Origin of the sequence: Marinobacter sp. ES-1 (assembly GCF_000475255.1) — a bacterium.
Classification (GTDB): Bacteria; Pseudomonadota; Gammaproteobacteria; order Pseudomonadales; family Oleiphilaceae; genus Marinobacter; species Marinobacter vinifirmus.
This window is the reverse complement of sequence record NZ_AXBV01000030.1, coordinates 35,634-58,200: the sequence shown is the minus strand read 5'-3', so window position 1 is coordinate 58,200 and position 22,567 is coordinate 35,634. Positions and strand designations below refer to the sequence as shown.

The 22,567-nt window shown below is 57.9% G+C and carries 26 protein-coding genes and 1 tRNA gene; 17 read left to right on the top strand and 10 right to left on the bottom strand.

Going from position 1 to position 22,567, the window contains the following annotated elements; genetic code table 11:
- Nucleotides 1–3: 3 nt before the first annotated feature.
- Together xthA and Q668_RS03415 are read left to right on the top strand one after the other, a co-directional pair.
- Complete coding sequence (gene xthA, locus Q668_RS03420; RefSeq protein ID WP_022988202.1) at nucleotides 4–816, top strand: exodeoxyribonuclease III; 813 nt, start codon at nucleotides 4–6, stop codon at nucleotides 814–816.
- Between the two features lie 18 nt (nucleotides 817–834).
- The gene (locus Q668_RS03415) at nucleotides 835–1,464 is read left to right on the top strand and encodes a TetR/AcrR family transcriptional regulator (RefSeq protein ID WP_022988201.1); all 630 of its coding nucleotides are present in this window, start codon (nucleotides 835–837) and stop codon (nucleotides 1,462–1,464) included.
- Nucleotides 1,465–1,467: 3 nt separating this feature from the next.
- Here Q668_RS03415 and Q668_RS03410 read toward each other — a convergent pair whose 3' ends face one another.
- Nucleotides 1,468–1,890 carry a phasin family protein gene (locus tag Q668_RS03410; RefSeq protein WP_022988200.1) on the bottom strand — a complete coding sequence of 141 codons (423 nt, stop codon included), beginning with the start codon at nucleotides 1,888–1,890 and terminating at the stop codon, nucleotides 1,468–1,470.
- A 355-nt stretch (nucleotides 1,891–2,245) separates the two neighbouring features.
- On the opposite strand from Q668_RS03410, the gene Q668_RS03405 reads away from it, so the two are divergent.
- Genes Q668_RS03405 through Q668_RS03385 form a run of 5 tightly spaced genes read left to right on the top strand, consistent with a single transcriptional unit; the run spans nucleotide 2,246 to nucleotide 5,507 of the window.
- The gene (locus Q668_RS03405) at nucleotides 2,246–2,683 is read left to right on the top strand and encodes a YeeE/YedE family protein (protein WP_022988199.1); all 438 of its coding nucleotides are present in this window, start codon (nucleotides 2,246–2,248) and stop codon (nucleotides 2,681–2,683) included.
- Nucleotides 2,684–2,687: 4 nt separating this feature from the next.
- Nucleotides 2,688–3,155 (top strand): YeeE/YedE family protein, encoded by a 468-nt coding sequence (locus Q668_RS03400; RefSeq protein ID WP_022988198.1) that lies wholly within the window; start codon nucleotides 2,688–2,690, stop codon nucleotides 3,153–3,155.
- A 20-nt stretch (nucleotides 3,156–3,175) separates the two neighbouring features.
- A complete protein-coding gene (locus Q668_RS03395; protein WP_036219100.1) occupies nucleotides 3,176–3,604 on the top strand; it encodes a TIGR01244 family sulfur transferase in 429 nt (142 codons plus the stop codon).
- A 23-nt stretch (nucleotides 3,605–3,627) separates the two neighbouring features.
- Nucleotides 3,628–4,740 carry a ferrochelatase gene (gene hemH, locus Q668_RS03390; protein ID WP_022988196.1) on the top strand — a complete coding sequence of 371 codons (1,113 nt, stop codon included), beginning with the start codon at nucleotides 3,628–3,630 and terminating at the stop codon, nucleotides 4,738–4,740.
- 29 nt (nucleotides 4,741–4,769) lie between these two features.
- On the top strand, nucleotides 4,770–5,507 hold the full coding sequence (locus Q668_RS03385; protein ID WP_022988195.1) for a 5-oxoprolinase subunit PxpA: 738 nt from the start codon (nucleotides 4,770–4,772) through the stop codon (nucleotides 5,505–5,507).
- A 34-nt stretch (nucleotides 5,508–5,541) separates the two neighbouring features.
- Here the strand turns inward: Q668_RS03385 and Q668_RS03380 are convergent, their stop codons facing one another.
- Both Q668_RS03380 and Q668_RS03375 read right to left on the bottom strand, forming a co-directional pair.
- Nucleotides 5,542–5,766 carry a hypothetical protein gene (locus Q668_RS03380; protein ID WP_022988194.1) on the bottom strand — a complete coding sequence of 75 codons (225 nt, stop codon included), beginning with the start codon at nucleotides 5,764–5,766 and terminating at the stop codon, nucleotides 5,542–5,544.
- A gap of 114 nt (nucleotides 5,767–5,880) precedes the next feature.
- Nucleotides 5,881–5,971, bottom strand: a tRNA-Ser gene (locus Q668_RS03375).
- A 256-nt stretch (nucleotides 5,972–6,227) separates the two neighbouring features.
- Between Q668_RS03375 and Q668_RS03370 the strand changes: the two genes are divergently transcribed.
- From Q668_RS03370 to Q668_RS03350, 5 genes are all read left to right on the top strand, one after another.
- A complete protein-coding gene (locus Q668_RS03370) occupies nucleotides 6,228–6,929 on the top strand; it encodes a Bax inhibitor-1/YccA family protein (protein ID WP_022988193.1) in 702 nt (233 codons plus the stop codon).
- 102 nt (nucleotides 6,930–7,031) lie between these two features.
- Nucleotides 7,032–7,439 (top strand): sulfurtransferase complex subunit TusD, encoded by a 408-nt coding sequence (gene tusD / locus Q668_RS03365; RefSeq protein WP_022988192.1) that lies wholly within the window; start codon nucleotides 7,032–7,034, stop codon nucleotides 7,437–7,439.
- 2 nt (nucleotides 7,440–7,441) lie between these two features.
- Nucleotides 7,442–7,792 (top strand): DsrE family protein, encoded by a 351-nt coding sequence (locus Q668_RS03360; protein WP_022988191.1) that lies wholly within the window; start codon nucleotides 7,442–7,444, stop codon nucleotides 7,790–7,792.
- A 12-nt stretch (nucleotides 7,793–7,804) separates the two neighbouring features.
- Nucleotides 7,805–8,095 (top strand): sulfurtransferase complex subunit TusB, encoded by a 291-nt coding sequence (tusB, locus tag Q668_RS03355; RefSeq protein WP_022988190.1) that lies wholly within the window; start codon nucleotides 7,805–7,807, stop codon nucleotides 8,093–8,095.
- 3 nt (nucleotides 8,096–8,098) lie between these two features.
- Nucleotides 8,099–8,425: a TusE/DsrC/DsvC family sulfur relay protein gene (locus tag Q668_RS03350; protein ID WP_036219080.1), complete on the top strand. Its 327-nt coding sequence runs from the start codon at nucleotides 8,099–8,101 to the stop codon at nucleotides 8,423–8,425.
- A gap of 13 nt (nucleotides 8,426–8,438) precedes the next feature.
- Here Q668_RS03350 and Q668_RS03345 read toward each other — a convergent pair whose 3' ends face one another.
- Entirely contained in the window at nucleotides 8,439–9,623 is a 1,185-nt protein-coding gene (locus Q668_RS03345) for a DUF445 domain-containing protein (protein ID WP_200861339.1), read from the bottom strand.
- A gap of 149 nt (nucleotides 9,624–9,772) precedes the next feature.
- Nucleotides 9,773–10,360 carry a Fe-S biogenesis protein NfuA gene (nfuA, locus tag Q668_RS03340; protein WP_022988187.1) on the bottom strand — a complete coding sequence of 196 codons (588 nt, stop codon included), beginning with the start codon at nucleotides 10,358–10,360 and terminating at the stop codon, nucleotides 9,773–9,775.
- Between the two features lie 243 nt (nucleotides 10,361–10,603).
- On the opposite strand from nfuA, the gene metH reads away from it, so the two are divergent.
- The 4 genes from metH (at nucleotide 10,604) to Q668_RS03320 (ending at nucleotide 17,057) form a co-directional block, all read left to right on the top strand.
- Nucleotides 10,604–14,302: a methionine synthase gene (metH, locus tag Q668_RS03335; protein WP_022988186.1), complete on the top strand. Its 3,699-nt coding sequence runs from the start codon at nucleotides 10,604–10,606 to the stop codon at nucleotides 14,300–14,302.
- A gap of 16 nt (nucleotides 14,303–14,318) precedes the next feature.
- Nucleotides 14,319–14,561, top strand: coding sequence for a DUF2970 domain-containing protein (locus tag Q668_RS03330; RefSeq protein ID WP_022988185.1), 243 nt, complete (start codon nucleotides 14,319–14,321; stop codon nucleotides 14,559–14,561).
- Nucleotides 14,562–14,905: 344 nt separating this feature from the next.
- Nucleotides 14,906–16,558, top strand: a complete 1,653-nt coding sequence (locus Q668_RS03325) for a nitrite/sulfite reductase (protein WP_022988183.1) — start codon at nucleotides 14,906–14,908, stop codon at nucleotides 16,556–16,558.
- Complete coding sequence (locus tag Q668_RS03320; RefSeq protein ID WP_022988182.1) at nucleotides 16,551–17,057, top strand: DUF934 domain-containing protein; 507 nt, start codon at nucleotides 16,551–16,553, stop codon at nucleotides 17,055–17,057. The genes Q668_RS03325 and Q668_RS03320 overlap by 8 nt, the downstream gene beginning before the upstream one ends.
- A 9-nt stretch (nucleotides 17,058–17,066) precedes the next feature.
- Here the strand turns inward: Q668_RS03320 and sohB are convergent, their stop codons facing one another.
- On the bottom strand, nucleotides 17,067–18,131 hold the full coding sequence (gene sohB / locus Q668_RS03315) for a protease SohB (RefSeq protein ID WP_022988181.1): 1,065 nt from the start codon (nucleotides 18,129–18,131) through the stop codon (nucleotides 17,067–17,069).
- 177 nt (nucleotides 18,132–18,308) lie between these two features.
- On the opposite strand from sohB, the gene Q668_RS03310 reads away from it, so the two are divergent.
- The gene (locus tag Q668_RS03310; RefSeq protein ID WP_022988180.1) at nucleotides 18,309–18,623 is read left to right on the top strand and encodes an SCP2 sterol-binding domain-containing protein; all 315 of its coding nucleotides are present in this window, start codon (nucleotides 18,309–18,311) and stop codon (nucleotides 18,621–18,623) included.
- Between the two features lie 88 nt (nucleotides 18,624–18,711).
- Here Q668_RS03310 and Q668_RS03305 read toward each other — a convergent pair whose 3' ends face one another.
- The 4 genes from Q668_RS03305 to Q668_RS03290 all read right to left on the bottom strand — a co-directional run bounded on the left by Q668_RS03305 (nucleotide 18,712) and on the right by Q668_RS03290 (nucleotide 22,550).
- Entirely contained in the window at nucleotides 18,712–20,418 is a 1,707-nt protein-coding gene (locus Q668_RS03305; protein ID WP_022988179.1) for a hypothetical protein, read from the bottom strand.
- A 132-nt stretch (nucleotides 20,419–20,550) separates the two neighbouring features.
- Nucleotides 20,551–21,261, bottom strand: coding sequence for a DNA polymerase III subunit epsilon (gene dnaQ / locus Q668_RS03300; RefSeq protein WP_022988178.1), 711 nt, complete (start codon nucleotides 21,259–21,261; stop codon nucleotides 20,551–20,553).
- A gap of 44 nt (nucleotides 21,262–21,305) precedes the next feature.
- The gene (rnhA, locus tag Q668_RS03295) at nucleotides 21,306–21,749 is read right to left on the bottom strand and encodes a ribonuclease HI (RefSeq protein WP_022988177.1); all 444 of its coding nucleotides are present in this window, start codon (nucleotides 21,747–21,749) and stop codon (nucleotides 21,306–21,308) included.
- On the bottom strand, nucleotides 21,750–22,550 hold the full coding sequence (locus tag Q668_RS03290; RefSeq protein ID WP_036219097.1) for a class I SAM-dependent methyltransferase: 801 nt from the start codon (nucleotides 22,548–22,550) through the stop codon (nucleotides 21,750–21,752).
- Nucleotides 22,551–22,567 lie beyond the last annotated feature (17 nt).

Here is a 22,567-nt window from a genome sequence, read left to right as displayed (position 1 = left end):
GCCATGATGTTTGTGTCGTTTAACGTAAACAGTATCCGCACCCGCCTGCACCAGCTTGAAGCCGTGATTAAAGAGCTGAATCCCGACTTCATCGGCCTGCAGGAAACCAAGGTGACCGATGCGGAATTTCCGGAGGAAGCCATCCGCCAACTGGGCTACCACGTGCATTTCCATGGTCAGAAGACGCACTACGGCGTGGCGTTGCTGTCGCGGATAGAACCGGAGCATGTGGTTAAAGGCTATCCGTCTGATGGCGAGGATTCCCAGCGCCGCCTGATTACCGGTCGTTTTACCGTAAATGGTGAGCCGCTGACGGTCATCAACGGTTACTTCCCCCAGGGCGAAAGCCGCGACCACCCGGTGAAGTTCCCGGCCAAGCAGAAATTCTACGCGGACCTGATGGCCTATCTGGACGACCTGAAACAGCAACCGGGCCATGTGGTGGTGATGGGCGATATGAACATCTCCCCCACCGACAAAGACATCGGCATCGGCCCGGACAACGCCAAGCGCTGGCTGCGCACCGGAAAATGCAGCTTCCTGCCGGAAGAACGGGAATGGCTGGGAGAAGTGGAAAAACGTGGCTATGCCGACGTCTTCCGCCACCTGCACCCGGATGAAGCCGATACCTTCAGCTGGTTCGACTATCGCAGCAAAGGCTTCGAGCGGGAGCCGAAACGGGGCCTGCGTATCGACTTGATCATGGCCAGCGACAGCCTGCTGCCGAAAGCCAGGGCAGCCGGGGTATCCTACGACATCCGTGCCATGGAGCGGCCATCCGACCACTGCCCGGTTTGGGCCAGCTTCGAGCTGTAAAGGCGCGCCACTGCCCTTATGAAAAAGGTCAAAACCAGAGACAGGATTCTCGACACCAGCCTGCAACTGTTCAACAGCCTGGGCGAACCCAATGTCACCACGCTGCTGATCTCCGACGAACTGGAGATCAGCCCGGGTAACCTGTATTACCACTTCAAGAGCAAGGGTGACATTGTCGAGGAGCTGTTCGACGGCTTTGAGGCCGAAATGCTCGACCTGCTGGCAGTACCGGAAGATGTGGAGATTTCACTGGACCAGTTCGGGTTCTTCCTGCACATGCTGTTTGAGGCAGTAGCCCGTTACCGGTTTATGTACCAGGACCTGGTCAATGTGCTGTCGCGCTACAGCCAGTTGCAGGTCCGTTTCCGGCGCATTCTCAAGAAGAAAACGACAGCGTTTCGTACCCTGTGCGAAAGTTTTCGCGGCCAGCAGACCATGGCCATTGAAGAGGCCGAGCTGGAATCCCTGTGTGAACAGCTCACGCTGACGGTGTGCTACTGGAGCAGTTTCGACACGCTGTCACACCTGGATAACCGGGAGTCGGTGGATCCGGGCAAAGGGGTGTACCAGATGCTGCACCTGATACTGCCCTACATGGCGGCTGAAGAGCAGGAACAGATCCGTCTCACCAGCCACACGTATCTGTAAGGCTTATTCTTCTTCGTCACGGGCCAGGGGGCTGGAATCGCGAAGGCGGGTCAGTTCAGATTCAAGGGCCGCAATACGATGCTCGAGGGCTTCGATTTCTTCCCGGCGGTGAATCCCCAGGCGCCGGAGCGCGCCGGACACCCGCTGGTCAAACATGTGCTCGAGCTTGTCCCAGGTACCGGTTGCCCGCTCACGAACTTCGCCAACCCGGTCTTCCACGGTACGAATCTGCTTGCCGACCACACCACGGGTTTTCGATTCCAGTTGTTCGCCTTCCTGGACCAGGCGGTCGAAAAATTTACCGGCGTCTTCCTCGGCCTTGGTGTAGGCGCCCAGCCCGGCCAGCCAGATCTGACGGGCAGAGCCCTTGATTTTGTCTGCCAGCTGCGGATCATTCTCCGGCGAATTTTGGTCTTGGTCGGACATAGCTACCTCTTGAATGCGGGCAAAGGGTGTTCAGCGCCCATTGTATTACAGCCATACCGCGATTTCAGTGTTACCTTGGGCAGCCCTGAAACCCGCATGGGAAAAGGCCGCAGTATAAACACGGGGGCGATATGAAAAAATGTTTTCAAACGAAAGGGCCTCTGGCTTGAACTGCTCAAATTATGGTCAATACTTCTCGATACCGGTATCCGAGTTGATGCCGGTTTGTCTGGAAGTCTTTCATGGATACTACTCGCACGCCTCTGCCCGGCATCCCTTGCCGGGCTTTTTTTGTTATTATCGCACCCCATTATATCCTTATTCCAAAACCAACCATTCAATCCGGAGATTCTGAATGATTGATATCGCGTGGAGCCAGTTTACCCCTGGCGCAGCCCTCACGGGCGGTATCCTTATTGGCCTGGCAGCGGCCAGCTTCCTGCTTCTGAACGGGCGTATTGCCGGCATCAGTGGAATTCTGGGCGGGCTGCTCACCCCCGTTCGCACCGATATCCTGTGGCGCGTTGCCTTCCTGGCCGGCCTGATAGGAGCACCTGCAGTCTGGGCCCTGTTCGCCCAGCTTCCGCCGGTTGAAATCAATGCCGGCTATCCGGCGCTCATCGTGGCCGGTTTGCTGGTGGGCATCGGCACCCGCTACGCGTCCGGCTGCACCAGCGGCCATGGCGTATGCGGGCTGTCCCGCTTGTCGCTGCGCTCGCTGGTTGCCACGCTGAGCTTTATGGCCACCGGTTTCATTACCGTCTTTGTTATTCGCCACCTGATCGGAGCCTGATGCCATGAAATACTCGTTTGCTTCGCTGTTCGCCGGCCTGGTCTTCGGTATGGGCCTGATTGTTTCCGGCATGGCTAACCCTGAAAAGGTACTGGGCTTTCTCGACATCGCCGGCCTGTGGGATCCTTCCCTTGCGTTTGTGATGGGGGGCGCCATCATCGTTGGGCTGGTGTCTTTCGCAGTCGCCCGTAAACGCACCCTGTCGTTCCTCGGCTTTAACATGAAGTTGCCGACCAATAACCGAATCGAGAAACGCATGGTTATCGGCAGTATGATGTTCGGCATCGGCTGGGGCGTTGCCGGTTTCTGCCCGGGCCCCGGGCTGGTGGCACTGGGCGCCGGTGAGATCAAAGGCGCCGTGTTCGTGGCTTCCATGGTGGCCGGCATGGCACTGTTCGAGGTACTCGAGCGCAATCGCGCCCGGGCCGGCTCTGAAACCGATCGAAAATTCGCCGGCAGCGATGCCGCCTGACAGAACGTTGGAGAATGCTAGTGGAAATCAGAAAGATCGATGACAACATCTCCGTAGCACCGCAGATTGCGGTGCAGGATGTCGCAGAAATCGCCCGCCTGGGGTTTAAAACCCTGGTTGCCAACCGGCCGGACCGCGAAGAGCCCGGCCAGCCTTCCATGGCCGATATTGAAGCTGCTGCCGCCGAGCACGGGCTCAAGTGGGTCTACCTGCCAGTGGAGTCCGGCAACATTACCGATGCGGATGTCGACAACTTTGCGCCGATGATCCGGGATGCCGACAAACCCGTATTCGCTTTCTGTCGATCTGGCACCCGCTGTACCGTACTATGGGCCCTGAGCGCCGCTCGCGAGCTTGACCCACGGGAAATCCTGACCAGGGCCCACCGGGCCGGCTACGACATTACCGGCTTGATTCCACGGCTTAAGCAGCAGGCAGACCAGCACTAACTACCCAACACCGGAAAGCTTCAATGCCATACAAAGGGACAGAGAACTTCAGCCACAAGCAGTCGGAGCGCCTTGGCGTTCTGGTAACCAACCTGGGCACCCCGGATGCCCCCACCACCCCGGCACTGCGCAGGTATCTCGGGGAATTTCTGTGGGACCCCCGGGTGGTTGAAGTTCCCCGCCCCATCTGGTGGCTGGTCCTGCATGGCATTATTCTGCGCATCCGCCCGAAGAGAAGTGCTGAAGCCTACGCCAGCGTGTGGGACAAAGACGGCTCACCCCTGCTGATCCACACCGCCAACCAGGCAGAGGGTATCCGCAGAGCCCTGCAAGCTCGATACGGCAACGACGTGGTAGTGGGCTTTGCCATGCGTTATGGCAACCCGTCTATTGCCCGCGTACTGGACGAGATGCAGGAACAAGGTGTGCGCAAGCTTCTGGTGCTGCCACTTTACCCCCAGTATTCAGCCTCAACCACGGCCTCTACCTTTGATGCCATTGCTGCCGATTTCACCAAGCGGCGCTGGTTGCCGGATTTCCGGTTTGTTTCCCACTACCATGACTTCCCTCCCTACATTGAAGCCATGGCGAAGCACATTGAGAGCCACTGGGCCGAGCACGGGCGCAAGCAAAAGCTGATCCTGTCCTACCACGGGGTGCCGCTCAAGTACCTGCAGAGGGGCGACCCGTACCATTGCGAATGCCACAAGACTTCACGCCTGCTGGCCGAGCGACTGGCGCTCAAGCCGGACGAATACATGACCACGTTCCAGTCCCGCTTCGGGCGTGAAGAGTGGCTGCAGCCCTATACCGACGAAACCCTGAAAGCCCTGCCGGGCAAAGGCGTGAAGAGCATAGATGTGTTCTGCCCCGGCTTCTCTTCCGATTGCCTGGAAACCATCGAGGAAATCAACGAAGAGAACCGCGAATACTTCATGGAAGCCGGCGGCGAAGGCTTTGCTTACATCCCCTGCCTGAACGCCACCCAGGGCCATATAGACGCACTGGTGCAACTGGTAGAAGATAACCTGCAGGGCTGGGCCGCACCTGAAAGCCGACCGGAAGTGCTTGAGCAGAGGGCCGCGCTGGCCAGCGAGCGCAAGCAGGCAACCTGGCCCGGCCGGGACGACCTCTGAGCGGGCCGATAGCGTCAGGAGGGGGTGCCATGAAGCTGAACTGTGATCTGGGCGAAAGCTATGGTGCCTGGCAGATGGGCCAGGATGACCTGGTTATGCCGCTGATTGATATGGCGAACGTAGCCTGCGGCTTTCACGCCGCAGACCCGATGGTGATCCGGCACACCCTGGTACTGGCAGCACAGCACAAGGTTGAAATCGGTGCCCACCCTTCCTATCACGACCTTCCAGGCTTTGGCCGACGCTCCATCCATCACACCCCGGATGAAATCGAAGCCCTGATGCTCTATCAGTTAGGGGCACTGGAGGGCATGTGCCGCAGCGAAGGCCTGGCCGTGAGCTATGTAAAACCCCACGGCGCCCTCAACAACGACATGATGAAGGATAAGGACACCCTGGCAGCGGTTATGAAAGCGGTACGGACCTTCCGCGAAGGCCTGCCGCTGATGATTCCGGTAACCCTGGGTTATCGGGAGCATCAGGCCCTGGCTGAGAACCTGGGTGTGCCGTTGCTGCTGGAAGCCTTTGCCGACCGCGCCTACGACGATCTGGGCCAACTGGTGTCCCGCCGCCAGGCTGGAGCTGTGCACGAAGACCCGGAGTTGATCGTAAAGCAGGCCTTGTCTTTTGCCCGCCAAGGCGGAGTCACCAGCGCTACCGGCAAATGGCTGGATTTACCCGCCGACAGCCTGTGCGTTCACGGCGACAACGAAGCCGCCCTTGAAGCCGTTCGCGCCATACGGACAGCACTCGGCAAAGCGGCATAAAGCCCGGCACCAGGAAACCGACGGAAGCCCCTGATTACTCGGCAGGGTGCGAATGACCGGTTACCCGGGTTGATTTTACGTTGGCGTCGTCTTCCAGGTCCGGTACCGCCTGGCAGAAGGTGCACTCTTCAGCATCCACTGCCGCCCCACCCGTTTCCACGTAACGAATGCGATGGCTGGCCTTGCCCCGATTGGCAGACACGGCAAAGCGGCGATTCTTGCGTTCGTTTTCGGTTTCAGGAGTTTGATGTTCGTCCATAGCGACACCTGCTGTTTTCGGTAAACGGTTCAGCAATGAGTGTACGGCAAAATCGGAATTGATTGGTAAAGCGGAGGAAAATGCGTATTCGGGAAGGTATGTCTGAGAGAAAAATGGCGGTGGGCCAGGGATTCGAACCCCGGGACGGCTATTAACCGTCGGCGGTTTTCAAGACCGCTGCATTCAGCCACTCTGCCAGCCCACCGTCTTGTTGGATCGGCGACGACTCGCCTTTCCTCAGCTGCCTTGCGACAGCGGGTGGAATGATACCGGATTTGCCTGTGCTGTCAACGCCCTGTAGAAAAAACGATGTAAATTCCGGAGCTTCTGAACAATCCATAAACAAGATTACAGCGGTTTAATGGAATCCAGAAGGCGAATTACTGTCGTAAATGATTGAAAGTTGCGGATTCAACATTATGATGGGACAAAGTATCCAGTTTCACTAAACGGAGATGACAATGGAAGACAGACGTTTCGGCGTTCAGAACAATCAGGCTGCCTACGAGACGGCCCGGGACACCAGCCGGGTTGCCGCGGGTATCAGCGATGATGCCATGAAGGTACTACGGAACACCTACATGCTGCTGGGCATGACCCTTGCCTTCTCTGCCCTGACTGCGTTCCTGAACATGAACGGCACTCATCCGGGCTTCCTGATCACCATCGTGGGTTACATCGGGCTGCTGTTTGCCACCTATAAGCTGAAGAACAGCCCCTGGGGCATCGTAACCACCTTCGCCCTGACCGGTTTCATGGGTTATACCCTTGGCCCGATCATCGGTTCGTTTGTGGCGGCCGGCGCCTCCCAGATTGTGGCCCAGGCCCTGACGCTGACAGCAGTAGCCTTTGTTGGCCTGTCTGCGACAGCCATCATCACCAAGAAAGACTTCAGCTTCATGTCCAGCTTCCTGACCGCTGGCGCATTTGTGCTGATCGGTGCCATGTTGCTGGCGTTCTTCATGGAAAGCTCTGCCCTGCACCTGGCGGTGTCTGCAGGTTTCACCATCTTCGCCTCCATCATGATCCTGTTTGAAACCAGCCAGATCATCAAAGGCGGCGAGCGTAACTACATCATCGCCACTGTTGGCCTGTATGTGTCCATCTACAACCTGTTTGTCAGCCTGCTGCACCTGCTGGCGGCATTCAACGGCGAAGACTGATCTCCGGTCAGTCCCTCGCTTCCAGAAACCCCGGCCTTTGCCGGGGTTTCTGCTTTAGGTACACTGCAAATCCTCAAGATTCACTCCCGGGTGCAGAACGCCATGACACCACTGAGCTACACCCTCGTAATCACCGGAGCCCCCTGGTCTTCCCAGGCCCCCCAGAGCGCCCTGGCCTTTGCCCGGGAACTGGTTGTTGCGGGCCACCAGATTGACCGGGTATTCCTGTATGGCGAAGGCGTATTGCTGGCCTCGGCGCTGGCCACGCCACCCTCTGACGAGGTGAACTGGCCGAAGCAGTGGGCCGGCTTCCTGGCTGATAACGCCATTCCGGCCACCGTTTGTATTGCCTCGGCGCTGCGCCGCGGAATCATTGATGATACCGAACAGGCCCGCTACGAACTGCCCGGCAACAACCTGCTGGAGCCGTTTGGCATTGCCGGCCTTGGTGAATGGGTGGAAGGTAATGTGAAATCGGACCGGGTTATCTATTTCCACGGGAGTAACTGACGGTGAGCACGCTGATCATAGTAGACCAGCCCCCATATGGTAACTGGGCCGGGCGCGAGGCCCTGGACATGGTGTTCTCGCTGGCCGCTTTCGACCAGCCTGCCGCCCTGCTCTTTACCGGCGCCGGGGTCAACTGGCTGCGCAAGCAACAGGCTCCAGATGGCATTGGTCAGAAATCCGTGGAGAAAAACCTCTCGGCAGCGCCCATGTTTGGCGTGGAAGAAATCCTTGCAGACGCGGCGTCGTGCCAGCGCTTTGGGCTTGGGCCGGAGCAACTGGTTTCCGGTGTCACCCTCGCCGACAACCTGCAAGACGTCATAAACGCCCACAGTAACGTGGCCTTTGCGGGCTGAGGCAGGAAGATAATGACAAGCACGCAGCCAGCAAACCCGACACTGCACATTCTGAACAAGCCACCGGGGCACCCCCGGTTTGAAACTTGCCTCCAGGCCATCAAGGAAGGCGATCAGCTGGTACTTGCCGAAGACGCGGTACTTGCCCTGACCGATCGGTCCGTTACCCTGCCTGACGCCTGCAAGGCCATGAAAGCGGATGCCGACGCCAGGGCACTAAATGAGCAAGCCCGGACAGGCACGATCGACTACGCCGAACTGGTACGCCTGACCACCAAACATTCACGCATCATCAGCTGGTAAACCATGCCCATAACTGACATGCCGCCCCGCAATAACGAAGGGTTCCTGGAAGACGCCAATCAGTGGACACCAGAGGTGGGCCGCCAGATTGCTGCAGATGATAAAATAGATCTATCGGAAAACCACTGGGAAATCATAGAGTTTCTAAGAGGTTTTTATAAAACACACGAAATGTCGCCGCCATCAAACCGGCTGTTCGTAAAGGCGGTAAAGGAAGCTCTGGGCGAAGAAAAAGGCAACAGCATCTACCTGATGCAGCTGTTCCCCGGCACACCGGCCAAAACCGCGTGCCGGATAGCAGGCCTGCCCCGCCCCACCAATTGCCTGTAAGCCTGGGCTGCGATCAAATCAGTACAAACTGGATAAAGCCCGCAATCGCCCCGAACAAGCCACCGATCAGCATCAGCTGGATTTCCTCTTCCCGAAACGCCGGGCGCAGGATTTCCTGGAACTCTTCGGGTTTGAGGGCTTTCATCTGATCCGCCAGCACACCGGCAACGACCGGGGCCCTCTCCTTGTTGAACTCCGGGTCAGAGAAGACATCCCGGGTAGCCAGTATCGCCTTGTCGTTCATGGCCCGCTTCAGGTCGGTATAACCGGACATACCCACGGTAACCTGCGCAGCCAGCCGCATGACCATGGAGTTATCCAGCATCGGGCGCAGGTGCTTCTGCAGAATGGAGCGGGTGCGGGCGCCATGGCGGCCGTTGATCATCGCATCGGCCACTTTTTCGACCGTAATCAGCTCTTCCGCTACTAGCTGTGCCCAAACCTCGCTGATTTCGTCCTGTCGCTGCAAAAACAGGCCCTGAAACTTCCAGAACAGCATCCGGCGCGGCCTGAGCGGGGCAAAAATCAGGTTGATGGCCAGCCAGTTGGTGATAAAACCGATGGCAAAGCCACCCACCGGCAACACCCACGGCTGCGGGTAGGTCACCCAGAATGGCACCAGCAGAGCGCCCAACAAGGCACCGATCAAGCCCCCCCGGTTGATCACCGACTGCAACTCCACCGCGCCGGCCCGTTTGAAAATGCGATTCATCAGGTCCGGATGGTGTTGGAGCTCACGGCTCAGCAGCGCTTTCAGGTCTACCAGGTCGTCCAGGTCGTCACAAAAATCTTCCACCAGCTCCTCTATGCGCGATGGCAATTGCTGTCGCGCCCACTGGTAGATGCGCTCTTTCACAAACATCGGCAGGTTGTCCCAGAGCACCGGCTGCACTTCGTACATCACCTCATCGATGTATTCGTCCATGCGCGGTGAAACCTGGCTGAGAACCTGCTGGACAATGCGCTGGGGCTCGAGCTTCTGGTAAACCGAGTTGAGGTCGCCAAAATGCTGCAGGGTGCGGTCGATGCAGATGTGCGCCATTTTCTCGGCTTTGCGGGGAATCACGCCCTGCCAGCCAACAAAGCCGAACCCGACACGCTGAACCGGGTAAAACGACATCTGAATGGCCAGCCAGTTGGTAAACCAGCCAACCACGGCAGCCATCACTGGAACGGATAGAAGTGTTAGGTCCGACAAGACTTACCCCGAGTCAATGCACTGTCATTCTGTTGATGGGGGAAATAATGAAACAGGAGACTGCCGCGGGCATTGGCCGTGTAGCCACGGCGGAGGGGAGTCTGGGGCAGGCTGCCCGGGCTCGGAAGGCAGCCTGCCACAGAAGTCGCTTACTGGTAGTAAGCGTTTTCGGTATTGGTGTGGTCTGTTACGTCACGCACGGCAGTTATTTCCGGCACGCGCTCTTTCAGGGTTTTCTCGACACCCTGCTTGAGTGTCAGACTCACCGCGGAACAACCCTGACAGCCGCCGCCGAATCGCAGCACCGCTACAGACTCCTCAACGATCTCTACCAGTGAGACATCGCCGCCGTGGGCCGCCAGGTTGGGGTTGATTTCAGACGCGAGCACATAATTCACTCGGTCTGGCAGTGGCGCATCATCGGAAACCTGGGGCACCTTGGCGTTCGGCGCCTTGATGGTCAGCTGGCCGCCCATCTGGTCCTTGGAATAATCCACATAGGCATCTTCCAGGAACGGTACCGAGTTATGATCCAGGTACAGAGTAAACTTCTGCAGGTCTACGGTTTCGTCGGTGGGGACGATTTCATTCGGCGGGCAGTAGGCAAGGCAGGTTTCGGCATTTCGGGTGCCAGGCTGGGTTACAAAGATACGAACCCCCATACCTTCAACGTCCTGCTTTTCGATCAGTTGTGCAAGGTAATCCCTTGCAGAATCAGTAACAGTTACCAGAGCCATGTTTCCTACCTGTTTTCAAATGTGGCCTCCATTTTAGGAGAGTTCGCAGGAACTTAAAAGACCAAGTAAAATAGTCGGGCATTAATCGGGCTAATCAGTTTCCCTTATAACCCGGCTGACTGCCGGGCACGCCAAGGCACTTGATAATGATCATCCGTACTAAGACGAACTGCTCGCTTTTTGCTATGATCCCGCGCCATTAACCGTATTAGACGTTATTCACGACATCCGGAAGATTTCCCTATGACCGATCGCAATACCCGTCTGGACCAGCTTAAAAAGGCACTCAAGGAACGCATCATTGTTCTTGATGGCGCCATGGGCACCATGATCCAGAACCAGAAACTGGATGAAGCCGCATTCCGTGGCGACCGGTTCAAAGACTACGATCGGGAAGTCCAGGGCAACAACGACCTGCTGAACCTTACCCAGCCTGCCCTGCTGCGCAACATCCACGCAGAATACCTGGATGCCGGCGCCGATATTATCGAAACCAACACTTTCAACTCTACCCGCTTGTCCCAGGCCGATTACGGCATGGAAGATCTGGCCCGGGAGCTGAACGTGGCTTCGGCCAGGCTGGCCCGGGAAATCGCTGATGAATACACCGCGAAGACTCCCGACAAGCCCCGCTTTGTGGCGGGTGCCGTGGGCCCCACCTCCCGCACGGCGTCGCTGTCGCCGGATGTCAACAACCCGGGGTACCGCAACGTCGATTTCCAGACTCTGGTGGATAACTATTACGAGGCGGTGTCAGGCCTGGTGGAAGGTGGTTCCGACATCATCCTGATTGAAACCATTTTCGACACCCTGAACGCCAAGGCCGCTATCTACGCCACCCAGCAGTTCTTCGAAGATTCCGGCATTGAACTGCCAATCATGATCTCCGGAACCATAACCGACGCCTCCGGCCGGACTCTGTCGGGCCAGACCACCGAGGCGTTCTACAATTCGGTAGCCCACGCCAAGCCGATTTCCATTGGCCTGAACTGCGCCCTGGGTGCGGATGCATTGCGTCCCTATGTGGAAGAACTGTCCAACAAAGCGGAAACCTATGTCTCCGCCCACCCCAACGCCGGCCTGCCCAACGAGTTCGGTGAGTACGACCAGACCCCGGAAGAAATGGCCGAGATCATCGAAGGCTTCGCCAGAGACGGATTCCTGAACATCATCGGCGGTTGCTGTGGTTCGCGCCCGGAACACATTGAAGCCATTGCCAACGCCGTCGCGAAATATCCGCCCCGGCAAATTCCCGAGCGCCCGAAGGCCCTGCGCCTGGCCGGCCTTGAGCCATTTACCGGCGACGAAAACACCCTATTTATCAACGTGGGTGAGCGCACCAACGTGACCGGCTCCAAGCGTTTCCTGCGCCTGATCAAGGAAGAGCAGTACGAAGAGGCCCTCAGCGTTGCCCGGGATCAGGTAGAAAACGGTGCCCAGATTATCGATATCAACATGGACGAGGGCATGCTGGATTCCAAGGAGGCAATGGTTACCTTCCTGAACCTGGTGGCCTCCGAGCCGGACATCTCCCGCGTGCCCATCATGATCGACTCCTCCAAGTGGGAAGTGATCGAAGCCGGCCTTCGCTGCATCCAGGGCAAGGCCGTGGTGAACTCTATCAGCCTGAAAGAAGGCGAAGAGGCGTTCATCAAACGGGCAAAAGACTGCATGCGCTACGGCGCCGCCGTGGTGGTGATGGCCTTTGACGAAGACGGCCAGGCCGATACCTACGAGCGCAAGACCGAGATCTGCAAGCGCTCCTACGATGTGCTGACCAGCATCGGCTTCAACCCCGCTGACATCATCTTTGACCCGAACATCTTTGCCATTGCCACCGGCATCGAGGAACACAACAACTACGCAGTGGATTTCATCAACGCCACCCGCTGGATCAAAGAGAACCTGCCCCACGCATCCATTTCCGGCGGCGTGAGCAACGTGTCCTTCTCGTTCCGCGGCAACGATGCCGTGCGTGAAGCCATCCACTCGGTGTTCCTGTACCACGCCATCAAAGCCGGCATGAACATGGGTATCGTAAACCCGGGCCAGCTGGTGATTTACGATGAAATCGAGCCGGACCTGAAAGAACTGGTGGAAGACGTGGTGCTGAACCGCCGCGAAGACTCCACTGACCGCTTGCTGGAAGCGGCCGAGAAGTTCAAGGGCAAAGGCGGCCAGGCCAAGGAAGAAGACCTGGCCTGGCGCGAATGGCCGGTTGAGAAGCGGCTTGAGCACGCACTGGTTAAAGGCATCACCAACTTCATCATCGAAGACACCGAAGCCTGTCGTCAGAATGCCAGCCATCCGATCGAGGTGATCGAAGGCCCGCTGATGGACGGTATGAACGTGGTCGGTGATCTGTTCGGCGACGGCAAAATGTTCCTGCCCCAGGTGGTGAAGAGCGCCCGGGTAATGAAACAGGCCGTAGCCCATCTGATCCCCTACATCGAGGCGGAGAAGTCTGAAGACCAACAGGCCAAGGGCAAGATCCTGATGGCCACGGTGAAAGGCGATGTGCACGACATCGGCAAGAACATCGTGGGCGTAGTGCTGCAGTGCAACAACTACGAAGTGATCGATATGGGCGTGATGGTGCCCTGCGACAAGATCCTGGAAAAGGCGAAGGAAGAAAACGTCGATATCATCGGCCTGAGCGGCCTGATTACCCCGTCACTGGACGAAATGGTGCATGTTGCCCGTGAAATGCAGCGGCTGGACTTCAAGATTCCGCTGATGATCGGTGGTGCCACCACCTCCAAGGCGCACACGGCGGTGAAGATCGAGCCGCACTACAAAAACGACATTGCCCTGTACGTGTCTGATGCCTCCCGTTGCGTTAACGTGGCCTCCCAGTTGCTGAGCAAGACCGCCAAGCCCGCCTTCGTGGAAGCGGCCCGCGCCGAGTACGACGAAATCCGCGAGCGCCGCAAAAACCGGGGCGACCGCACCAAGCTGGTATCCCTGAAGGAAGCCCGGGCGCGCGCACCGGAGATCGATTTCGAGAACTACAAGCCGGCCAAACCGGCATTTACCGGCGTGCGGGTGTTCCAGGACTATGACCTGAGCGAACTGGTGGACTACATCGACTGGACTCCGTTCTTCATCTCCTGGGACATTGCCGGCAAGTACCCGGCGATTTTCGACGATCCCAAGCGGGGCGAAGCCGCCCGGAACCTGTTTGACGACGCCCAGAAACTGCTCAAGCAAATGATTGAAGAAAAGCGGATCAGTGCCCGTGGCGTAATCGGATTCTGGCCGGCCAACCGCCGTGGTGACGACATCGTGGTGTATACCGACGAGACCCGCACCGAGGAACTGACCACCCTGCACCACCTGCGCCAGCAGGACGAGAAAGCACCGGGCAAGCCGATGATGGCGCTGTCTGACTTCGTGGCCCCGGAAAGCTCGCAGCTGGGTGACTATGTGGGCGGCTTTGCAGTGACCACCGGCATTGGCGTGGAAGAACTGACCACCGAGTTCAAGAACGCCCACGACGACTACAGCGCCATTATGGTCCAGGCCCTGGCCGACCGCCTGGCAGAAGCCTTCGCCGAGCGCATGCACGAGCGGGTGCGTAAGGAGTTCTGGGGCTACGCTCCTGACGAGCAAATGGCCAACGAAGACCTGATCAAGGAACGCTACCGCGGTATCCGCCCGGCACCGGGCTACCCGGCTTGCCCGGACCACACCGAAAAGGCCACCCTGTTCAAGTTGCTGGATGCCACCGCCAACACCAGCCTGGAGTTGACGGAGCACTTTGCCATGTTCCCGACCGCTGCGGTTTCAGGCTGGTATTTCGCACACCCGGAAGCCAAGTATTTTGCGGTAGGCAAGATTGGCGTAGACCAAGTTGAGGACTATGCTGAACGCAAGGGGCTGTCAAAGGCAGAAGCCGAACGCTGGCTGATGCCGAGCCTGGCCTATGATCCTGCCGAATAAACCAGGGCGTTAAACCATGAGTGGCGTTGCCAACAAAAACACCAAGGACAACAAAGGGAAAAAGCCCGGTTCGCCGGGCGTTCTGAAAATTATACAGAGCATCCTGGCCGGCGCCCTTGGTGTGCAATCCGACCGCCGGCGGCAGGAAGACTTCTCCAGCCACAGCCCTGTACCCTACATAATCGCAGGGCTACTGTTTACGGCCGCCTTCGTGGGCGGCCTGATCCTTGTGGTGAACCTGGTACTGGCCGGGCAGTAAGTTACTGGCCGGCCACCCAGAACACGGCAAACGACACTGTTAACATCACCAGCAGAATGGCGGCTACGGCATCGGCCTTGCTGTCTGAGCCTGCAGATTTGCTCATGGTTACCCTCACCTCTGTTGCCTGTTGTTATTCCCGGTGGTACGCCCCTTAGTTAAGCAGTTAATTGATATTCGTCCAGCTTCAGGCATTCGCGCTTATCGCCTGAATCGATAATGTTATGTTGAAATAATCATTTTGAGAATAAAAGCACGATGATATCCTGCCTGCCAGGAATAAGGCGCTCCCCGATGCGCCCGAATATGCAGACACTCTGATGTAGCAGGCAGGACGTTACCCTATGTACGTTTACGATGAACACGACAAGCAAATCGCAGCCGAACGCGTGGCCCAGTTCCGGGACCAGACCGAACGCGCGCTGGCCGGTGAGCTTACCGAAGAGGAATTCCTTCCCCTTCGCCTCCAGAACGGTCTCTATGTTCAGCGCCATGCCCCCATGCTTCGCATCTGCGTGCCCTACGGTATGCTGCGTTCTGAACAATTGCGCCGCCTGGCCCGGATTACCCGGGATTACGACCGGGGCTACGCCCACGTAACTACCCGCACGAACATCCAGCTGAACTGGCCGAAGCTGGAAGATGTGCCGGACATCCTCGCCGAACTGGCCGAAGTGGAAATGCATGCCAACCAGACCAGCGGCAACTGCATCCGTAACACCACCACAGACCAGTTCTCCGGCGTGCAGGCGGATGAGATCGCCGACCCGCGTCCCTACTGTGAAATTATCCGCCAGTGGTCTACCTTCCATCCGGAGTTCGCGTTTCTGCCGCGCAAGTTCAAGATTGCGGTGAATGCCTCCGAGAAAACCGACAGGGCCGCCATCCAGGTTCACGACATCGGCTTGCAGATTGTGCGTAATGATCAGGGCGAGCTGGGCTTCCGGGTACACGCAGGCGGTGGCCTGGGCCGAACCCCCATGGTTGCCCCGGTCATCCGGGACTTCCTGCCGGAACTGGACCTGCTGACCTACCTCGAAGCGATCCTTCGTGTGTACAACCGCTATGGTCGCCGCGACAACAAATACAAGGCCCGTATCAAGATCCTCGTGAAAGCCCTCACACCGGAGGGCTTCGCACAGAAGGTGGAAGCCGAGTGGGCTGAAATCAAGGATTCCCCTACCCGCCTCAACCGGGAAACCATCGAGAAGTTCCAGGGCTACTTTACCGAGCCGGACTATCAATCGCTGGACAATGCCAGCGAATTGCTGGGCAAGCAGCGGTTCGAGAATCGCGAATTCGACAAGTGGCTGAGCCACAACGTCGACGAGCATAAAAAACCGGGCTATGCCATCGTCACACTGACTCTGAAGCAGACCGGCACACCGCCAGGCGATGTAACCGACGCCCAGTTCGAGCAGATTGCCGACCTGGCCGACCAGTACAGCTTCGGCGAAGTGCGGGCTACCCACGAGCAGAACATCGTGCTGGCCGATGTGCGGCAGGACCAGTTGTTCGAACTCTGGCAGCGCATTACCCCGATGGGCTTTGCCACCGCCAACCTGCATACCCTGAACGACATCATCTGCTGCCCGGGCGGCGACTTCTGCGCCCTGGCCAACGCCAAGTCCATCCCCATCGCCGAGGCCATCCAGCGCCGCTTTGATGACCTGGACTTCCTGTATGACCTCGGCCCGATCGACCTCAATATCTCCGGCTGCATGAATGCCTGCGGTCACCACCATGTGGGCAACATCGGGATTCTGGGTGTCGACAAGAAAGGCGAGGAGTTCTACCAGGTGAGCCTCGGCGGTGCTTCACATCACGACGCCAGCATCGGCAAGATTCTTGGTCCCTCGTTCGCGCGGGAAGAAATGCCGGACGTCGTAGCCAAGCTGATCGATGTATTTGTAGAAAAACGGACCGAAGAAGAAACCTTCCTGGACACCTATCGCCGGGTCGGTCTTGATCCTTTCAAGGAGCGGGTTTATGCCTGAGGTTATTGCTGCAGACGGCAGCGTTCGTAACGACAACTGGGCCATTGTTGCCCGCCCTGAAGCCGGGGAGTCGCTGGACATTCCCGAAGGCCAGCCGGCATTGATTCCCGTGGATCTGTGGCTGGCAGGGGCCGACCACTATGCCGGCCGGAACGATATCGGCGTGTGGTTCGACAGCCATGATGAACCGGAACAACTGGCCTCACGGGTGCATGAGCCCGCCCTGATTGCGGTGAATTTTCCGCGCTTTGTGGATGGTCGCGGTTACAGCATCGCCCGGTTGCTGCGCGAGCGTTACGGCTATTCGGGCGAACTTCGCGCCATTGGTGATGTGCTGCTGGACCAGCTGCAATTCATGAAGCGCTGCGGCTTTGATTCTTTTGCCCTGCGGCCGGACAAGGACGCCACCAAAGCAGCCCGTTGCCTGAATTTCTTTTCCCAGACCTACCAGGCGGCAGCCGACACAGACGTGCCGCTGTTCCGCCGACGGGCTTCCTGAGGAAGCCCGTTACTGGATCTTCTGGTTACGGAACGCGCTCAGCACTTTCCAGACGGTGTGCTCGAGCGCGGCGCTGGTGGCCAGCCCGAGTTTTTCCGGCAGTGTCCGCTTTCGCTGGAACGATACCGACACGACCTCTCCCCGATCACAAGCCTCGATCAGGTATTCGTCCGAGGTTTTGATCTCGTCAATCAGTTTGACCTCCAGCGCCCGCTTGCCAAACCAGATGTCGCCAGTCGCCACGGCCTGGATATCCAGGCCAGGACGGCGCTCACTGACGTACTCCTTGAACAGGCCGTGGGTATCTTCCAGGTCCTCCAGGAACTTCTGACGGCCCTTGTCGGTGTTTTCGCCAAAGACGGTCAGGGTGCGCTTGTGCTCGCCGGCAGTCAGCACCTCGAAGTCGACATCGTTCTTCTTCAGGAACCGGTGAAAGTTCGGCAGCTGGGCTACCACGCCAATCGAGCCGAGCACCGCAAACGGCGAGGCAATGATTTTGTCGGCGACGCAGGCCATCATATAACCGCCACTGGCGGCTACCTTGTCGACACAGGCCGTCAGCGGAACGCCCTTGCTGCGGATGCGGTCCAGCTGCGCGGCAGCCAGGCCGTAGGCGTGTACCAGTCCGCCACCACTTTCAAGGCGCACCACTACTTCATCGGTTTTCGGGTCTGCCACACTGAGCACCGCAGACACTGAACGGCGCAGGGTATCGGTGTCGCTGGCCTTGATGTCGCCATCAAAGTCGATCACATAGATCCGGGACTTTCCAGGCTGCTCACCCTCACCTTCCTTACTGCTGCTTTTTGCGGCTTTCTTCTCGGCTTTGTCCTCTTTCTTTTTCTGCTTCGCCCAGCCTTTGTACTCCGCGTCGGACATCAAGCGGGTCTGGATAGATTCTTTCAGTTTCCGGTACTGATCGTTCAGCTTGCGGATTTTCAGTTCGCCTTCGCCATCGTGGTCATCGCGGTCACGGTGGGCGACAGAAAAGACCATGGCGGCAAGAATGATGGCCGCCACAACAAAGGTGGCAACCTTGGCAAGGAAAAGGCCGTATTCGGTGAGAAATTCCAAAATGCAGTCTCCGGAAGTGTTTCGCAAAGCCAAGAGTGTACCCGCTCGGGCCAAGTGTGATAAGCCCGAAAGAAAATTAAAACAAGCGTTCGATCAAGCTTGACACGCACCCGCTGTGCCCATAAAGTCGAATTGCGAAGTCACCATGACAAGACAACCACCAAAAAGGGTAAAACAATGTCTGTAGCTCAGGTATTTGAAAAGCTGGAACAGAACTTCAACGCAGACGCGGCACAGGGTCTGGACCTGGTCTTCCAATTCGATATCGAAGACGACAAGACCTACAACCTGGAAATCAAAGACGGCGCCTGCAAGCTGAACGAAGGTGCCCACGATGACCCTTCCGTTACCCTGATCATGAACTCCGAAACTCTTCAGGGTATTGTTTCCGGCGAAACTGACGGCATGCAAGCATTCATGGCTGGTCAGCTGCGCGCCGAAGGCGACATGATGCTGGCTACCAAGCTGGGTGAACTGTTCAATATGGGCTAATCCCCGGCTGAACGTTCCACAAAAAAACCTGCGCAAGTCGCAGGTTTTTTTGTGGCCGGATAAAAGCCCGCCAGGCGCGGGCCAACGGTTACAGCCCTACATCATCCAGTGACGACTCCGCCAGTTTCAGAAGGTCTGCGTTGCGATCTTCCCTGCGCCCGATGCTTTCAATGTAGTATTCCAGCGAGGTCAGTGCATCCGCCAGCGCTTCGAGCACCTGAGAAACCGGCGCTTCGCGGGCATCCAGCAGGCGCTCCTGAATAGACGCAGCCACGCGGGCAATCACGCTCGCGGCCTGAGGATCATTCACCATCTCCAGCCCGCCCCAGATGCCCCGCAGCGTTCCCGGAAGGTTTGCGAGGTGCAGCTTGTCGTAGTCAGATTCAATAAACGCGGTGATCGCCCGCTTGGCCAGGGTCAGTGCGCTGCGGGCTTCGTCTGCAACTACCCAGACCGCCTCCTGCAGGTAAATCGACTCTTCCGCCCTGCGGTTGCCGGTGGCCAGGGCATCAGTTTCGGAGGTAATCCCGCGGGACACAATCTGCATCACCGCGTCTTCAACACCCAACACAGAATCGGCCAGGCGGTACAATTCATCTTCCTCCGGCAAGCGATCCTCTTTCTGCCACTGGCGAAGCCTGGCGGCCTCTTCACGGGCAACACCGGCCAGCCTGTTCAGGTCGAGCATCACCAGGGTGTTAGCCAGGCGTTCGAGAGACTCGGCAATCGATACCAGTTCAGCCAGGTCCGGCTCGATACCCCGTTCGATGATATCCAGCTTGTCCTTGAGCTGGTTCAGCTCTTCCTGCAGCGCTTCCGACAGGGATTTCAGGACGTCAGAGCCCGGCCCGTACAGCCGGCGGGAGTGGGCTTCCAGCAGGGAGTCCGGGAAGTCAGAGGGAATGACGTTCCAGGCCGACAACACGCCGGTCACTTCCGGGTTGCCGGAACCACTGCGGTACAGCAGGTAGATGAGGTCCCGAATCAGGGAATCGGGAGCGTCTTTTGCGGTAGCAACTTTGCCCACATACACCACTTCGCGGGCGTATTTCTTAATGCGCATCAGCAGCCGCTTACGGGCTTTGCTGAACACCATCGCCCGGTCAAGCATGGTGTCGGCCACCGTCGCCAGCAAACACCACATCTGACCCATGGGCGCACCCTGGCACAGCCTTGCAAAGCCCCGCGCCGAGCGGGCGATCAGTTTTTTACTGACCACCTCGTTCCGACCCCGGAGAACACCCAGCAATGCCACCTGGAAGGTCAGGCGCATGCGTCGGGCCAGGATATCGTATTCGTCTTCGCCACCGTCCAGCGCCGGTATGGCCATGCCTTTGCAAAAGTCCGGGCGTTCCCTGACATCCAGATCGAAAAAGCAGGATTCGGGATAGGGCTTTTCACGCCGGGCTTCACGCAGATCGTTAATCACCGGCAGTAGCAGTTCAGGATGGTCTTCCCGCTGCTGGTGGTAATACTCCACATACCGGCGAAGGATAAACAGCGCACCACTAAGTGTGGTCAGAAGAATGTTTTTGTCGTCGTTGGCACCAACGGGCACATCGTTGGCCAGGCTGACAGCCTCCTGGCAAAGCAGCGTGCCGCCGCGCAACTCGACCAGGAGGAAAATGCCGCGAAGCTGGTTCAGGTAATCGACACAGTTTTGCAGGTCTTCCCCACTCTCGCGGTTTTCCTGGAAACGTTCAAGGCTGGCCTCGGCCTGCTTGATGGTCTGTTCGATTTCGCTTTTGACCAGATCAAACGACTGCGATTTCGTCGCCAGAGACGATTGAACCATAAACCTTTCCTGTTTCCTTACAAAGAATACCCAGTTACCAAAAAACTGGCGAACTTCCCATTACTTATAACACAGAATTCAGGTCCCTCAAGAAAGCCCTTATGTAACATTTGGTACAGACCGACCCAGTTCTCATTCTGCTCCCTGTAATTTGCTCCACACGGTTTCACCGGCCTGTTTTTCCATCATCACCATGAACGCCTCGTGGGCCTCGGCTTCTTCATCACTGGCGCGCACAACCGCCAGTGGCCGCCGTTCTGCACTGACCCTGCGCAGGCCTCCGCTACTGCCGTCATCACCGGTGCCGCTGTCCAGTGACAGTGCCGTCTGGCCACCGGTCATCAGCAGGTAGACATCGGCCAGGATCTCGGCATCCAGCAAAGCGCCGTGCAGGTCACGGTTGCTGTTATCTACGCCGTAACGCTTACAGAGGGCATCCAGGTTGTTCTTCTGGCCCGGGTGCTTGGCCCGGGCGATAGCCAGGGTATCTACAATGCCGCAGTGGTCTGCCGTTTTGCGGACCGGCTTCAGGCGGGCGAACTCGGAATCTATAAAGCCGACGTCGAATGCCGCGTTATGGATAACCAACTCCGCACCCTTGATAAACTCGAAGAATTCGTCGGCAATCTCCGCAAATTTCGGTTTGTCGGCCAGGAATTCATTGGTAATGCCGTGAACGGTTATGGCCTCGGCCTCAACTTCCCGCTCCGGGTTGATGTAAACGTGGTAGTTCCGGCCTGTCAGCTCCCGCTCGACCACCTCCACACAACCAATCTCGATAATCCGGTGGCCGTCGTTGGGATCAATACCCGTGGTTTCGGTATCCAGTACGATCTGTCTCATTGCTTACCTTCAGAAATACCTGTCAGACTTTCAGAGATTCCGGTTCAGCTACCGGACAACTCAGCCACGCCGCGGTTGGCCAGCTCATCCGCAAGCTCGTTATCCGGGTGGCCGGAATGACCTTTAACCCAGTGCCAATTCACTTTGTGCCGGGCGGCTTCCGCATCCAGCTCCTGCCAGAGGTCGGCATTCTTTACCGGCTTCTTCGCGGAGTTTTTCCAGCCGTTGCGTTTCCAGCCGGCCATCCATTCAGTGATGCCTTTACGCACGTATTGGGAATCCGTGTACAGCTCCACCTCACAGGCCCTCTTTAAAGCCCTTAAGCCCTGAATAGCAGCCATCAGCTCCATTCGGTTGTTGGTGGTTTGCGCCTCGCCACCGTACATGGTTTTGCAGGCGTCGCCATAACGCAACAATACACCCCATCCGCCGGGGCCCGGGTTACCCTTACAGGCGCCATCGGTATACATCACTACCTTGTCGGCCATTCACACTCCTGAACTTGATTGCTGTTTCTTTGCGGTGCCTGTGCTGGCGCAGGTTCCGTTAGACCCCACCGCCCCGGGTAACGACACCACCCGGGTTTTGCGCCAGGGTGCCCGCCGCTGCAGCCGGGCATAGACACGCTTGCGGGCAAGGATACAGTAATAGGCCCCGACTGGCAGGAAATGTCCATGACAATCCAGGTCTTTGCTTTGCCGGCTTATATAGTTGCCCTTCCTTTGTAGCGGGAGGGTACAGAAAAAGGTGGCACTGCCCTCCAGCTGAAAACCCAGCAGCCTCAGCCAGTCTTCCATTCTGGACCGGAGCAGAAACCGCCCGCCCCATGGCCCAAGCTGATGCCGGGAAACAAGCTTGCGCACGCCCCAGAGACTGAGCGGATTAAACCCGATCAGCGCCAGGCGCCCTTCACCGCGCAACACCCGGGCCGATTCCCGGAGCACCTGGTGCGGATCTGGCGAGAAGTCAGCCGTGTGGTGCAGGATAACCAGGTCCATGGAATCTCCGGGAAACGGCAATTCATCAGAATCGCAAACTGCCACACCATCCGGCATGTGGGGATACCAGGCTGGCGTAGTGATAATTTTCTGGGAGAAGTCGGTACCGCTGGCCAGGGGCAATCGATGGCTCAGCCCCACCTGCAATTGCCGTGCGCCGGTTAATCCATCCAGGTGATGGTCAAGGACACGCCGCTGGCTGGCCAGCAGGGCGCGGCCAAGCGGGGTCTGTATCCAGCGCTCGAAACTTTCGTGGCGTGCGGAATAATCAGCAGGCTGCAAACCTTTCACCAGGATTTCTCCAACAT